We start from the raw sequence: 14172 nt of genomic DNA, 5'->3' as shown, positions 1-14172 counted from the left end.
ACGGCCAGACGGACCTTGGTGCCCTCGAGCTGCGCCTTGACGGCGTTGGCCTGCTCGATGGTCTGGATCTCGTGGATCTTGCGGGCGCGGCGGATCTGCGCCACGTCCTTCTCGCCGCCCTTGGTCCAGCGGATAGCGAACTTCCGCGGGATCAGGTAGTTGCGAGCGTAGCCGTCCTTGACGTCGACGACGTCGCCGGCAGCGCCGAGGCCAGAGACCTCGTGGGTGAGGATGATCTTCATTGTTCGGTCACCCTTCCCTTATCGCGCGGTGGACGTGTAGGGCAGCAGCGCCATCTCACGGCTGTTCTTCACAGCCGTGGCGACGTCACGCTGGTGCTGAGTGCAGTTGCCGGTCACGCGGCGGGCACGAATCTTGCCGCGGTCGGAAATGAACTTCCGCAGCATGTTCGTGTCCTTGTAGTCCACGTACTGGACCTTGTCCTTGCAGAACGCGCAGACCTTCTTCTTCGGCTTGCGCACAGGCGGCTTCGCCATGGTGATTCTCCTGTGTGATCAAGAAGTGTGGGTGACGAGTCCGCCCTAGAAGGGGGGCTCGTCCGAGTAGCCACCGCCGGAGCCGGAGTTGCCGCCGCCCCAGCCGCCACCGCCCTGGCCGCCGGCGGGAGCACCGCCGGTCGCCCACGGGTCGGGCTGGGAGCCGCCGCCACCCTGCTGACCGCCGCCGGGGCCTCCGCCCCAGCCGCCGCCACCCTGGTTGCCGCCACCGCCGCCGTAACCGCCCTGGCCACCGCGAGCGCCGCCGCCGCCGGAGGTCTTGGTGACCTTCGCCGTGGCGTTCCGCAGGCTGGGGCCGACTTCCTCGACGTCCAGCTCGTAGACCGTCCGCCTGACGCCCTGGTTGTCGTCGTAGGACCGCTGCTTCAGCCGGCCCTGGACGACCACGCGCATGCCCTTCGTCAGGGACTCCGCGACGTTCTCCGCCGTCTGCCGCCAGACCGAGCAGCTCAGGAACAGGCTCTCGCCGTCCTTCCACTCATTGGTCTGCCGGTCGAAGGTGCGGGGGGTGGACGCGACACGGAAGTTCGCGACCGGCGCACCGGACGGCGTGAAGCGGAGCTCGGGGTCGTCGACCAGATTGCCGACGACCGTGATGACGGTCTCGCCTGCCATGGGGGAACCTCTCAGCGGGTTTGCTGCTGGCTGCTGGTGGTGCTACTCGATTCCCGGGAATGACCGAGCCGGCAGGCTCAGTGCATCTCGGGACGGAGGACCTTGGTCCGGAGGACCGACTCGTTCAGGTTCATCTGGCGGTCGAGCTCCTTGACGACCGCAGGCTCGGCCTGCAGGTCGATGACCGAGTAGATGCCCTCGGGCTTCTTCTTGATCTCGTACGAGAGACGACGACGGCCCCAGGTGTCGACCTTCTCGACCTTTCCGTTGCCCTCACGGACGACGGAAAGGAAGTTCTCGATCAGGGGGGCGACAGCGCGCTCCTCCAGATCGGGGTCGAGGATGACCATCACCTCGTAGTGACGCATGTGGAACCCACCTCCTTTGGACTCAGCGGCCACGGTCGATCCGTGGCAGGAGGGTTGTATGCGTGGTGTTGCATGAGCAACGGTATCGGGACCCACTGACAGTCGGGGCGGAAGCCTTCGTGACATGGGCAGACACCGGTGCAGACGGTACAGACTACCCGCACACCGGCTTCCGGCTGAAATCCGTGCGCGAGCAGCGTCGATCCGGCACATATCGGGTACTCGCCGACTAGGATGCGCCGCTTCCGTCGGGAGGTGCTCATGGCACAGACAACGCGTTCGCAGCCGCGGCCCACCATTCACGGGTCCCTCTTCGCCACCGACCACAAGCCCCACCCCAGGGTCAACGCCCTGCTCGGCGTGACGCTGGTGCTCGGTGTACTGGCCCTGGTGACGGCCGGGTTCCACAACCTGCACCTGATCACTTCATGGGCCGGCCTGGTCGGCATCGTCACGGGGGGCGTCGGCCAGTTCATCTCGGCGACCACCCGCGAGCGGTTCGGGCTGATCATCGGCCTTGGCGCCTGCGCACTCGGATTCTTCCTGGGCATGTCCCACGGAGGTCTCTTCGGCGGGGTGGTTTCGTAGCCCACCGCCGACGCCGCCGTCCCGGCGGCAAGGACCATCGGGATCCACCGAGGTATCCACCGAGGTCCTCCCTTTCCCCCTTCCCCCGTCCTCTTCCCCGTCCGCCCCGGTCCGCACCGGCCCCGCCGGTCCCCGGACCGGGGCGGACCCCGTACGTGACCGTCAGTACGTTCGGCAGGCACAGTAGGCTTCGGCGCGAGAGCCGGAGCCCCTACATGTGGGGACACGCCAGCCGAGGAGCGCCCCGAATGAGCCTGACCCTGAGGACGATCAGCCGAGAACAGCATCTGGCCTACATCCAGAGCCTGCCCTCGGCGAGCCACATGCAGGTACCGGCGTGGGCGGATGTGAAGGCCGAGTGGCGCTCGGAGAGCCTGGGCTGGTTCGACGACCGCAGCGGTGAGCTGGTCGGCGCGGGCCTGGTGCTGTACCGGCAGCTTCCCAAGATCAAGCGGTACCTGGCCTACCTGCCCGAAGGCCCGGTCATCAACTGGTACGCCCCCAACCTGAACGACTGGCTGGAGCCCATGCTGGCCCACCTGAAGGAGCAGGGCGCCTTCTCGGTGAAGATGGGCCCGCCGGTGATCATTCGCCGCTGGGACGCCCCTTCCATCAAGAAGGGCATCCAGGACACCGACGTGAAGCGGCTGCGCGACATCGAGCCTGACTTCATCGAGCCGCGCGCCTTCGAGGTCGCCGACAAGCTGCGCCGGATGGGATGGCAGCAGGGTGAGGACGGCGGTGCCGGTTTCGGCGACGTCCAGCCCCGCTACGTCTTCCAGGTTCCGCTGGCGAACCGCTCGCTCGACGACGTGCACAAGAACTTCAACCAGCTGTGGCGTCGCAACATCAAGAAGGCCGAGAAGGCCGGCGTCGAGGTCGTCCAGGGCAGCTACCAGGACCTCGAGGAGTGGCAGCGGCTCTACGAGATCACCGCGGTCCGCGACCGCTTCCGACCTCGTCCGCTCTCCTACTTCCAGCGCATGTGGACGGCGCTCAACGCCGAGGACCCCAACCGCATGCGGCTGTACTTCGCCCGCAAGGACGGCGTGAACCTGTCCGCGGCCACCATGCTGATCGTCGGAGGGCACGTCTGGTACTCCTACGGCGCGTCCGACAACGCCGGCCGCGAGTTCCGCCCCTCCAACGCCATGCAGTGGCGGATGCTCCGGGACGCCTACGCGCTGGGCGCCACCGTCTACGACCTGCGGGGCATCTCCGACTCGCTCGACGAGTCGGACCACCTCTTCGGTCTCATCCAGTTCAAGGTGGGCACCGGCGGCCAGGCGGCGGAGTACCTGGGCGAGTGGGACTTCCCGCTCAACAAGCTGCTCCACAAGGCTCTCGACATCTACATGTCGCGCCGCTGACCACCACGGTGTTTGCTTCCATAGTCAGCTGAGGCCGCCGCACAGCGGCACAGCCCTCTCCACACCTCATATCCGCAGCCACGAGAAGGGTCCGGACCGGCCATGGCGCTCACGCTCTACGTCGACACCGCGCGCTGGCGGGCACATCACAAGCACGTGCAGGATTCGTTCCCCGGCCTCGTCCCGGTCTGCAAGGGCAACGGCTACGGCTTCGGTCACGAGCGGCTGGCCGAGGAGGCGACCCGCCTGGGCTCCGACGTCCTCGCCACCGGCACCACCTACGAGGCTGCCAAGCTCAAGGACTGGTTCGGGGGCGACCTGCTGGTCCTGACGCCCTTCCGGCGCGGCGAGGAGCCGGTGCCGCTGCCGGACCGGGTCATCCGGTCGGTCTCGTCGGTCGACGGGGTCTACGGCCTGGTGGGGGCGCGTGTGGTCATCGAGGTGATGTCCTCGATGAAGCGCCACGGCGTCAGCGAGGCCGATCTCCCGCAGCTGCACACCGCCATAGAGAACGTCCGTCTGGAGGGCTTCGCCCTCCACCTGCCCCTGGACCGCACCGACGGCTCGGACGCCGTCGAGGAGGTCATCGGCTGGATGGACCGTCTGCGGGCCGCCCGGCTCCCGCTGCACACCATGTTCGTCAGCCACCTCAAGGCGGACGAGCTGGCGCGGCTGCAGCAGCAGTTCCCGCAGACCCGCTTCCGTGCGCGGATCGGCACCCGGCTGTGGCTGGGCGACCACGAGGCGACCGAGTACCGCGGCGCCGTTCTGGACGTCACGCGGGTCTCCAAGGGCGACCGGTTCGGCTACCGCCAGCAGAAGGTGGCCTCGGACGGCTACCTGGTCGTCGTCGCGGGCGGCACCTCGCACGGTGTCGGCCTGGAGGCGCCCAAGGCGCTGCACGGCGTGATGCCGCGGGCCAAGGGTGTGGCCCGGGCCGGTCTGGCCACCGTCAACCGGAACCTGTCGCCCTTCGTCTGGGCGGGCAAACAGCGGTGGTTCGCCGAACCTCCGCACATGCAGGTCTCGATCCTGTTCGTCCCGGCGGAGGCGCCGGAGCCCAAGGTGGGCGACGAGCTGGTCGCGCACCTGCGCCACACCACGACGCAGTTCGACCGGCTCGTCGACAACTGAGCCGTCCTACCTGTTCCCGTCCTCGTTCCCGGCGGCTTTCTCCTTGCGGAGGGAGCCGCCGCGGTACTTCCACGGGTCGCCGTCGGTCTCGTCCGTGGGGGCGACGGCGTCGTCGGAGCCCTCGGCGTCCTCGGGGCTCTGCTCATGGGGAGAGCCCCCTCCAGTTGCACGGCGGGATGTGTCCGGCGCTCCGTCGAGCACGCCGCCCGAGGGATCGTCCTCGCCCGACCGCCGCACCACGTCGCCCTCCGGCCGGACGATGTCGCGGACGATCACGGCGCAGAGGAACAGCGTCCCCACCAGATGCAGGACGATCGCGAACTGGTACCCCTCCAGGGGAAGGCCCTTGGCCTTGTCACCGCCGCTGGTCTGCGCCAGGTACATCCAGATGCCCAGGAAGTACATGACCTCGCAGGTCTGCCAGATCAGGAAGTCACGCCACCTAGGCCGCGCCAGGGCGGCCAGAGGCACCAGCCAGAGAACGTACTGGGGCGAGTAGACCTTGTTGGTGAGGATGAAGGCCGCGACCACCAGGAAGGCCACCTGGGCGAACCGGGGCCGGCGGCGCGCGGAGAGGCACAGGGCCATCACACCGGCCACCGCCACCAGGGTGAGCACCAATGCGAGGGGGTTCACCACGGCGGGGGAGAGGTCGAGGTCGGTGCGCTGGTCGAGGATCAGCCAGAAGGAGCCGAAGTCGACCGACCGCTCCTGACTGAAGCGGTAGAACTTGGACCAGCCCTCGAAGGCGAAGAGCATCACCGGTACGTTCACCACCAGCCAGGCGCCTGCGGCACCCGCCAGAGCGGTCGCGTACTCCCGCAAGCGTCCCGAGCGCCAGCAGAGCGCCAGCAGTGGCGCCAGGAGGAACACCGGATACAGCTTGGCGGCCGTGGCCAGACCGAGCAGGACACCGAAGGCCAGCGGACGGGAGCGCGCCCACATCAGCATCGCGCCGGCCGTCAGGGCGACGGCCAGGAGGTCCCAGTTGATGGTGGCGGTGAGCGCGTAGGCCGGTGCCAGGGCGACCAGCAGACCGTCCCAGGGCCGCCGGGCATGGGTCCGCGCGGCGCAGACGGCGATCACCGCGGCACAGACCATCAGCATGCCGGCGTTGACCATCCAGTAGTTCTGGCTCTGGTCCTGGAAGCTTCCTCCGTCAGGGGTCAGCCAGGAGGCGACCTCCATGAACACGCCGGTGAGCACCGGGTATTCGAGGTAGTCCATGTCGCCCGGCAGCCGGTCGAAGTACGGCACCAGACCTTCCGCGAAACCACGCGCGTGGTAGAGGTGCGGAATGTCGGAGTAGCAGGCATGGGTGTACTGGGCGCCCGCGCCGTGGAACCAGCCCCCGTTGTAGCAGGGAGCCTTCTGGACCAGCCCCAGGGCGAAGAGAGCCATCGCCACGAGTACCACCACTCGGACGGGCGACCACCAGGACGTGCCGGTCAGCATGTGCCGCCCCGAAGGACCGCCCAGGAACTCGCTGCCCGTCACGGCCACCGGATCCTCGTGCGTGGGGGAGACCGGTTCCACTCGGACCTGCGCCACGGTGGCTCCGGTCCCGGGCTCGGGAGGCCCGGGGTTGCTCTGGTGCGTCGTCTCTGCGCTCGGCATGGCGCACATCCTGCCGTACCGGCGTGAGAAACGGGCGAGGGCCGCCGCACCCGAAGGTGCGGCGGCCCCATGTTTCACGTGAAACGGACGTGACGGCTGATTCCGGAGCTATCCGGTTGTTCCGCCTCTCCCGTTCCCGCCACCGCTGTTGGTGTTACCGAAGACGGTGCCCTCGGTGATGGTGCCGCTGTCTTCCTCACCACCGGTTCCACCGCCGTCCGTACTACCGGTCGTACCTCCGGAGTCCGTCTCCCCGAGGGTTCCGCCGTCCGTGGTCTGACCGTCGGTGTTGCCGCCGTTGGTCATGCACTCGAAGTCGAAGGGCTCACAGTCCGTGGGCGGATCCACCGGCTTGCTCGGCGTGGGCTTGTCGTCCTTCTCGTCGTCCTCTTCGCTCTCGGTCTCCGAAGCGCTCGGCTCCGGGCTCGGGGACGGGTTGTAGACCGTGCCGAGAGGCGCGGGCGCCGGGAAGGGCTGCGGCTTGTAGTCCTTGTCCTGCATCGCCACCGACATGTACTCCTTCCACACGTCGGCGGGGATGTCACCACCGTGGATGGAAGGCAGGTCACCGACGCCCTTCATGGACAGCAGTTCCTTGTCCTTCGGGTTGGTCCGGAACATCGCCACCGCGGTGGAGAGCTCCGAGGTGTACCCGACGTACCAGGCGGACTTGTTCTCGTCCGTCGTACCGGTCTTGCCGGCGTTCGGGAAGGGCAGGTCCGCGAGCGCCTTGGCCGTGCCGTTCTGGACCACGTTCTCCAGCACCTTGGTCACGTTGTCGGCGACCGCCGGCTCGAGGGCCTCCTCCTTCTCGGGCTCCTCGAAGCCGGGGAGTTCCACGTCGCGCTGCGCGTCGATGACCTTTGTCACCGAGTACGGCTCGTAATGGGTTCCGGACGAGGCGAAGCCCGCGTAGGCGTCAGCCATCCGGATCGCGCTGGGGGTCGAGGTGCCCAGGGAGAACGAGGCGTTGTTCATGTTCCCGGAGTCGAAGCTGTCCTCCAGGATGCCCAGGTCCATGGCGGTCTTGCGGGTGTTGTCGAGCCCCACGTCGATGCCCAGCTGGACGAACGGAACGTTGACCGACTGCTCCATGGCCTTGTCGAGCGTGATCAGTCCCCAGGCCTGGGTGCCCTCGTTCTTCTGCTGGAACGGGAGGCCCTTGTTGTTCTTGATGGGCTCGCCGTTCTGGTCATTGATCACCGTGAGGTCGTTGCCCTGGTAGAGGCTCTGCGGCGAGAGGGGCTGACCGTCGGTGTGGACGGTGCCGTACTCCATTGCAGACGCCAGCACGAACGGCTTCCACGTCGATCCGACCGGTACACCCATGGTGTCCGCGTTGTTGGTGTAGTGCCCCTTGTCGTACCCGTCGCCACCGTAGGCGGCCACGATGGCTCCCGAGTCAGGATCGATGGACGCCGCACCGAACTGCACGTGGGTGTCGGTGTCAGGGCGCTTCTTCTCGTCGAGAAGGTCGTCACGTGTCTCCTGGACGGCCTCCTCCAGCTCATGCACCCGGTCCTTGTCGAAGGTGGTGTAGATCCGGTAGCCACCCTTCTCCAGCTCGTCGGTGGAGATGTCGGCCGTCTTCGCGACATAGCTCTTGGCGATGTCGATCAGGTAGCCGGTCTGGCCCGCGAGCTTGGACTTCTGCTTCTTGAGCTTGGGGAAGTCCGTGATCTCACTGCGCTCGGACTGCGGCATCCGGTCGACCTCGACCATGCGGTCCAGAATCCATTCCCAGCGCTTCTCGGCCCGCTGGGTGTTCGCCTTCGGTGTCGCGCTGGAGCCGACGCCGCCGTCGGGGTTGTAGAGGTTGGGGCCCTTGAGGACCGAGGCCAGGAAGACGCTCTCCTCCGCCGTGAGCTTCTTCGAGTCCTTGCCGAAGTAGGCCTGGGCGGCGGCCTGGACGCCATAGGCGTCCCGTCCGTAATAGGCGGTGTTCAGGTAGCCGGCGAGGATGTCTTCCTTCTCCATCTTCGCGCCGACCTTTATGGAGATGAACAGCTCCTTGAACTTCCGCGTCAGCGTCTGACTCTGGTCCAGGTAGGTGTTCTTCACGAACTGCTGGGTGATCGTCGATCCACCCTGGACCTCGTCACCCTTCGCCATGTTGAAGAGCGCGCGGGCGATACCCATCGGGTCGACGCCCTTGTCCTCGTAGAAGGAGGCGTTCTCGGCGGCGATCACCGCGTTCTGCAGTTCGTCCGGGATCTCGGCCAGCGGCACGATCTGACGGTTGGCCTTGCCGCCGGTGGACGCCATCTGGGAGCCGTCGGACCAGTAGAAGACGTTGTTCTGCGCGGTCGCCGCCTCGTCGGCCTTCGGGATGTCCACCATGGCGTAACCCACGCCGCCCACCAGCAGGAGGCCGGCGAAGAAGCCGACGAACATACCCGTCACCAGGCGCCACGACGGCACCCATCGGGCGGCGCCGTACTTCCCGGCACGCGGATAGTCGATGAACCGGTCCCGGGACGCGGCGGCTCGGCCACGTCGTCCTTCGGGAGCCGCTCTGCGACGCCCCCCTCCGGCCCCTCCCGACCGTTGCGCGGCCCGGCGGGCCTCGGCGCGGCCTCCCTGCGGACGCTCCTCCGCGCCCGGCCCGTGGTAACCCGCGGACGGGGAGCCGGTGGCTCCTCGCGGAGCCGCGCGGCGGCCGGAGGACGAACCGGACTGGGCGCGTCGGGCCGCGGCACGTCCGCCTCCCTGCGGCTGTGGCGGTTTGCGACGGTGCTCGCTCATCGAACGATTACTCCTCGGGCAGGCGCGTACATGAGCGCCTGGAAACAGCGGCTGGTTTCCGGTCCCCCCGACGTACGGCCGATGGTCATTCGCTCAGCCGTACTACACCTGGGACGTGGACGTTCCACGGACGTCACTTGGTTCCCGGCGGTATGCATGCCGCACAGACTACGCATCGCCGAACTTGCGCAAATGGGGTTCTCGACCATGAACGACGCATAGCGATGCACCCGATTCGATGATGTGACGCCGCTCACCGAGTCTCCTCTTGTACGCCGCCTGGAGCCGACCTATCGTCTGGATGTATCGAGTCGATACATCGGGGAAATATAAAGTCGACCCACGACAGCCCGCGGCAGAGAGGAGGCGACGATGAGCCGGCGATCCGGCATCCTCGAGTTCGCCGTACTCGGCCTGCTCCGCGAGTCCCCGATGCACGGCTACGAGCTGCGCAAACGGCTCAACACGTCGCTGGGCGTCTTCCGCGCCTTCAGCTACGGAACCCTCTACCCCTGCCTCAAGACGCTGGTCGCAAACGGCTGGTTGATCGAGGAGCCCTCCGCAGAACCTGTGGACGCCCTGGCCGCCCCGCTCACCGGGCGCCGCGCCAAGATCGTCTACCGGCTGACCGCGGAAGGTAAGGAGCGGTTCGAGGAACTGCTCTCGCAGACCGGCCCCGATTCCTACGAGGACGAGACCTTCGCGGCTCGGTTCGCCTTCTTCGGGCAGACCTCCCGCGATGTGCGCATGCGAGTGCTGGAAGGCCGACGCAGCCGGCTCGAGGAGCGTCTGGAGAAGATGCGCGCCTCGTTCGCTCGGACGCGGGAGCGCCTGGACGACTACACCCTTGAGCTCCAGCGCCACGGCATGGAGTCCGTGGAGCGCGAGGTGCGCTGGCTGAACGAGCTCATCGAGAGCGAGCGGGCCGGACGGGACCAGAAGCGGTCGCCGTCCTCGGACTCCGCTCAGCAGGACACGTCATCTGGAGCGACGGGCGACCAGACCCGGCGTGGGGACGGCACCCCGCCCGAGACGCCCGAAGACAACAACACGTGAAGCCGCACGGTTTCACCGAGTACACACAGGGAGCCACCGGAATGGGTTCGGTTCGCGTAGCCATCGTCGGCGTGGGCAACTGCGCCGCCTCGCTGGTGCAGGGCGTCGAGTACTACAAGGACGCCGACCCGGCGTCCAAGGTGCCTGGCCTGATGCACGTCCAGTTCGGCGAGTACCACGTCCGTGACGTGGAGTTCGTCGCCGCCTTCGATGTCGACGCGAAGAAGGTCGGCCTCGACCTCGCGGACGCCATCGGCGCCTCCGAGAACAACACCATCAAGATCTGCGACGTGCCGCGCACCGGCGTCACCGTCCAGCGCGGCCACACCTTCGACGGTCTCGGCAAGTACTACCTCGAGACCATCGAGGAGTCCTCCGACGAGCCGGTCGACGTCGTCCAGGTCCTCAAGGACCAGAAGGTCGACGTCCTGGTCTGCTACCTGCCGGTCGGCTCCGAGGACGCCGCCCGCTTCTACGCCCAGTGCGCCATCGACGCCAAGGTCGCCTTCGTCAACGCCCTCCCGGTCTTCATCGCCGGCACCAAGGAGTGGGCGGACAAGTTCACCGAGGCCGGTGTGCCGATCGTCGGTGACGACATCAAGTCGCAGGTGGGCGCCACGATCACGCACCGCGTCATGGCGAAGCTGTTCGAGGACCGCGGTGTCGTGCTCGACCGCACGATGCAGCTGAACGTCGGCGGCAACATGGACTTCAAGAACATGCTCGAGCGCGAGCGCCTGGAGTCCAAGAAGATCTCCAAGACGCAGGCCGTCACCTCCCAGATCCCGGACCGGGACCTCGGCGCGAAGAACGTCCACATCGGCCCCTCCGACTACGTGGCCTGGCTGGACGACCGCAAGTGGGCGTACGTCCGCCTCGAGGGCCGCGCCTTCGGCGACGTCCCGCTGAACCTGGAGTACAAGCTCGAGGTCTGGGACTCCCCGAACTCGGCGGGTGTCATCATCGACGCCCTGCGCGCGGCGAAGATCGCCAAGGACCGCGGCATCGGCGGCCCGATCCTCTCCGCCTCCAGCTACTTCATGAAGTCCCCGCCGGTCCAGTACTTCGACGACGAGGCCCGTACCAGCGTCGAGAAGTTCATCTCGGGCGAGATCGAGCGCTGACGTCCGCCTCACCCGTTCACGGTGTAAGCACCACAGGGACCCCGGAGGGGCCCCGGGCATGTCGCCCGGGGCCCCTCCCCCAGTTCCGGGCACCGGGTATGTGAGGCTGAGCCCCATGTCTGCGGTACGCGACCTGTCCGTCCTGCTGCGCCTGCGTGACTTCCGCCGCCTCCTGGGCGTACGGCTGCTCTCCCAGGGCGCGGACGGCGTCTATCAGGTGGCTCTCGCCACCTACGTGGTCTTTTCCCCGGAGCAGCAGACCTCGGCCGCGGCGATCGCCTCGGCCATGGCTGTGCTCCTTCTGCCGTATTCGTTCATCGGGCCGTTCGCCGGAGTCCTGCTCGACCGGTGGAGCCGCCGGCAGATCCTGCTGTACGGCAGTCTGCTGCGCGCACTCCTCGCTCTGCTGACCGCCGTGCTGATGCTGGGTGGGGCACCGGGCCCGCTCTTCTACGTCTCCGCCCTCTGCGTCACCGCGGTCAACCGCTTCGTCCTGGCCGGCCTCTCCGCGGCTCTGCCCCGGGTGGTCGACGGCGGACGGCTGGTCACCGCGAACTCCCTCACCCCCACGGCAGGCACCCTCGCGGCCACCGCGGGAGGCGGCCTGGCCTTCGTCGTGAGGCTCACCGGGGCCGACTCCGACGCCGTGGTCGTCCTTCTGGGCGCCGTCCTGTATCTCTGCGCCGGGCTGGCCTCCCTGCGGATGGCGCCCGACCTTCTGGGACCCGACCGGGACGGCGATCCCGCTCCCCGGCTTCGGCAGGCGCTCACCGGAACCGCTCGCGGCCTGTCCGAAGGGCTGCGCCACCTCACGGAACCCGGCAGGCGCCAGGCCGCCTGGGCGTTGGCGTCGATGACGGTGATGCGCTTCTGCTACGGCGCCCAGACGGTGATGGTCCTGATGCTCTGCCGCCACGCCTGGAGCACCGGAACCACATCCGGTGGAGCGCAGGACGGCCTGGCGCTGCTGGGCGTGGCGGTCGCCGTGTCGGGCGCCGGCTTCTTCGTCGCCGCGGTGGTCACCCCTTCCGCGGCCGGACGCCTGGGGCCGCTGCGCTGGATGACCCTGTGCACCGCATGCGCCACCGTGCTCGCGCCGGCTCTGGTGCTGCCGTTCACTCCGGCGCCGGTCATGGTGGCCGCCTTTCTGCTGGGGGTGATCACCCAGGGAGCGAAGATCTCGACCGACACGGTGGTGCAGTCCCACGCCGAGGACCGGTTCCGCGGCCGCGTCTTCTCGGTCTACGACGTGCTGTTCAATGTGGCGTTCGTCGGAGCGGCCGGCGTGGCGGCACTGATGTTGCCTGCCGACGGCCGCTCGCCTGCATTGGTGATCACCGTGGCGGCGTTGTACGGGATCACCGCGGTGACCCTGTGGCGTATCTCGACGCAGGCACGCAGGTGACCACTCCGAACGCTCGATGGGCGATGTTTCACGTGAAACATCGCCCATCGACACAACGGCGCCTCGTCCCACACCGACGTTTCACGTGAAACATCCCGGGACGGCACCTCGCGTCAGCGCTGCCCGTCCCACCACTCCTTGAGAGCGGCCACTGCGGCGTCGTGCTCCATGGGGCCGTTCTCCAGACGGAGCTCCAGCAGGACCTTGTACGCCTGACCGATCGCCGGGCCGGGGCCGACCCCGAGGATCTCCATGATCTGGTTGCCGTCCAGATCCGGGCGGATCGAGTCCAGCTCCTCCTGCTCCTTGAGCTGGGCGATGCGCTCCTCCAGACCGTCGTAAGCACGGGAGAGAGCGGCAGCCTTCCTCTTGTTCCGCGTGGTGCAGTCGGAACGGGTCAGCTTGTGCAGGCGGTCCAGGAGGGGGCCCGCGTCCCGTACATAGCGGCGGACGGCGGAGTCGGTCCACTCACCCGTGCCGTACCCGTGGAAGCGCAGGTGCAGCTCCACGAGACGGGAGACATCCCGCACCATCTCGTTGGGGTACTTCAGTGCCGTCATCCGCTTCTTGGTCATCTTGGCGCCCACCACCTCGTGATGGTGGAAGGAGACCCTGCCGTCTCCCTCGAAGCGGCGGGTGCGCGGCTTGCCGATGTCGTGGAGCAGAGCCGCCAGACGGAGGGTGAGATCGGGCCCGTTCTCCTCCAGATCCATCGCCTGCTCCAGCACGATCAGGGTGTGGTCGTAGACGTCCTTGTGGCGGTGGTGCTCGTCCCGTTCAAGACGCAGTGCGGGAAGCTCGGGCAGGACGCGGTCGGCCAGCCCGGTCTCCGTCAGCAGGGTGAGGCCCTTGCGAGGGTTCGGGGAGAGGATCAGCTTGTTCAGCTCGTCCCTGACCCGCTCGGCGGAGACGATCTCGATCCGTCCGGCCATCTCGCCCATCGCGGTGACGACCTCGGGGTCGACCTCGAAGTCGAGCTGCGCGGCAAACCGAGCGGCGCGCATCATCCGCAGCGGGTCGTCCGAAAAGGACTCCTCAGGGGTTCCCGGCGTGCGCAGCACCCGGCGCGCCAGATCGTCACGGCCGCCGTGAGGGTCGACGAACTCCTTCTCAGGCAACGCGAGCGCCATCGCGTTGACCGTGAAGTCACGACGCACCAGATCCTGCTCGATGGAGTCGCCGTACGACACCTCGGGCTTCCGGGAGGTGCGGTCGTACGCCTCCGAACGGTAGGTGGTGACCTCGATCTGGTAACCGTCCTTCTGGCAGCCGACGGTGCCGAAGGCGATCCCCACCTCCCAGACCGCGTCCGCCCAGGGCCGCACGATCTTGAGCACGTCCTCGGGACGGGCGTCGGTGGTGAAGTCCAGGTCGTTGCCCAGCCTGCCCAGCAGGGCGTCCCGTACCGATCCGCCGACCAGGGCGAGACGGAACCCCGCCTCGTGGAATCGGTGTCCTAGATCGTCGGCGACAGGGGCCACGCTCAGCAGCTCGCTCACCGCGAGGCTCTCGGCCTGACTCAGGGCACGGGACTTGTCTTCGTTGGCGTTCGGCACAACAGAAAAGAGTACGTGGCCCGGCGCTCGGGGCGCTCGCCAGTGGATTCCTGGCCCGTGTATGAGCGATGGCACA

Annotated in this window: 13 protein-coding genes; 6 read left to right on the top strand and 7 right to left on the bottom strand. The window is 67.7% G+C overall.

The window, feature by feature from the left end:
* The 4 genes from rplI to rpsF form a co-directional block, all read right to left on the bottom strand.
* Positions 1 to 242, bottom strand: a 242-nt coding sequence (gene rplI / locus GBN72_RS22275; RefSeq protein WP_151773793.1) for a 50S ribosomal protein L9, incomplete at its 3' end; no start/stop codon positions are given.
* A gap of 18 nt (positions 243 to 260) precedes the next feature.
* Positions 261 to 497: a 30S ribosomal protein S18 gene (gene rpsR, locus GBN72_RS22270; RefSeq protein ID WP_006381652.1), complete on the bottom strand. Its 237-nt coding sequence runs from the start codon at positions 495 to 497 to the stop codon at positions 261 to 263.
* A gap of 45 nt (positions 498 to 542) precedes the next feature.
* Positions 543 to 1133, bottom strand: coding sequence for a single-stranded DNA-binding protein (locus GBN72_RS22265; protein ID WP_151773634.1), 591 nt, complete (start codon positions 1131 to 1133; stop codon positions 543 to 545).
* A gap of 77 nt (positions 1134 to 1210) precedes the next feature.
* Positions 1211 to 1501: a 30S ribosomal protein S6 gene (gene rpsF, locus GBN72_RS22260; protein ID WP_086797674.1), complete on the bottom strand. Its 291-nt coding sequence runs from the start codon at positions 1499 to 1501 to the stop codon at positions 1211 to 1213.
* A 261-nt stretch (positions 1502 to 1762) separates the two neighbouring features.
* Here rpsF and GBN72_RS22255 point away from each other — a divergent pair, with 261 nt between their 5' ends.
* The 3 genes from GBN72_RS22255 (at position 1763) to GBN72_RS22245 (ending at position 4593) form a co-directional block, all read left to right on the top strand.
* Positions 1763 to 2089, top strand: a complete 327-nt coding sequence (locus GBN72_RS22255; protein WP_151773633.1) for a hypothetical protein — start codon at positions 1763 to 1765, stop codon at positions 2087 to 2089.
* 248 nt (positions 2090 to 2337) lie between these two features.
* A complete protein-coding gene (locus GBN72_RS22250; RefSeq protein ID WP_151773632.1) occupies positions 2338 to 3459 on the top strand; it encodes a lipid II:glycine glycyltransferase FemX in 1122 nt (373 codons plus the stop codon).
* Between the two features lie 102 nt (positions 3460 to 3561).
* Positions 3562 to 4593, top strand: a complete 1032-nt coding sequence (locus GBN72_RS22245; protein ID WP_151773631.1) for an alanine racemase — start codon at positions 3562 to 3564, stop codon at positions 4591 to 4593.
* Positions 4594 to 4599: 6 nt separating this feature from the next.
* Here the strand turns inward: GBN72_RS22245 and GBN72_RS22240 are convergent, their stop codons facing one another.
* Both GBN72_RS22240 and GBN72_RS22235 read right to left on the bottom strand, forming a co-directional pair.
* Positions 4600 to 6219, bottom strand: a complete 1620-nt coding sequence (locus GBN72_RS22240; RefSeq protein ID WP_174887176.1) for a glycosyltransferase family 87 protein — start codon at positions 6217 to 6219, stop codon at positions 4600 to 4602.
* 99 nt (positions 6220 to 6318) lie between these two features.
* Positions 6319 to 8955: a transglycosylase domain-containing protein gene (locus GBN72_RS22235; RefSeq protein WP_151773629.1), complete on the bottom strand. Its 2637-nt coding sequence runs from the start codon at positions 8953 to 8955 to the stop codon at positions 6319 to 6321.
* A gap of 372 nt (positions 8956 to 9327) precedes the next feature.
* On the opposite strand from GBN72_RS22235, the gene GBN72_RS22230 reads away from it, so the two are divergent.
* The 3 genes from GBN72_RS22230 (at position 9328) to GBN72_RS22220 (ending at position 12540) form a co-directional block, all read left to right on the top strand.
* Entirely contained in the window at positions 9328 to 10011 is a 684-nt protein-coding gene (locus GBN72_RS22230; RefSeq protein ID WP_151773628.1) for a PadR family transcriptional regulator, read from the top strand.
* A gap of 41 nt (positions 10012 to 10052) precedes the next feature.
* The gene (locus GBN72_RS22225) at positions 10053 to 11135 is read left to right on the top strand and encodes an inositol-3-phosphate synthase (protein WP_151773627.1); all 1083 of its coding nucleotides are present in this window, start codon (positions 10053 to 10055) and stop codon (positions 11133 to 11135) included.
* Positions 11136 to 11250: 115 nt separating this feature from the next.
* The gene (locus GBN72_RS22220; protein WP_151773626.1) at positions 11251 to 12540 is read left to right on the top strand and encodes an MFS transporter; all 1290 of its coding nucleotides are present in this window, start codon (positions 11251 to 11253) and stop codon (positions 12538 to 12540) included.
* 113 nt (positions 12541 to 12653) lie between these two features.
* Here GBN72_RS22220 and GBN72_RS22215 read toward each other — a convergent pair whose 3' ends face one another.
* Positions 12654 to 14096 carry a CCA tRNA nucleotidyltransferase gene (locus GBN72_RS22215; protein ID WP_151773625.1) on the bottom strand — a complete coding sequence of 481 codons (1443 nt, stop codon included), beginning with the start codon at positions 14094 to 14096 and terminating at the stop codon, positions 12654 to 12656.
* Between the last annotated feature and the right edge of the window lie 76 nt (positions 14097 to 14172).

This window comes from Streptomyces abyssomicinicus, assembly GCF_008974245.1.
Taxonomy (GTDB): domain Bacteria; phylum Actinomycetota; class Actinomycetes; order Streptomycetales; family Streptomycetaceae; genus Streptomyces; species Streptomyces abyssomicinicus.
The sequence above is the reverse complement of the archived record's forward strand: the minus strand, read 5'-3'. Positions and strand labels throughout refer to the sequence as shown.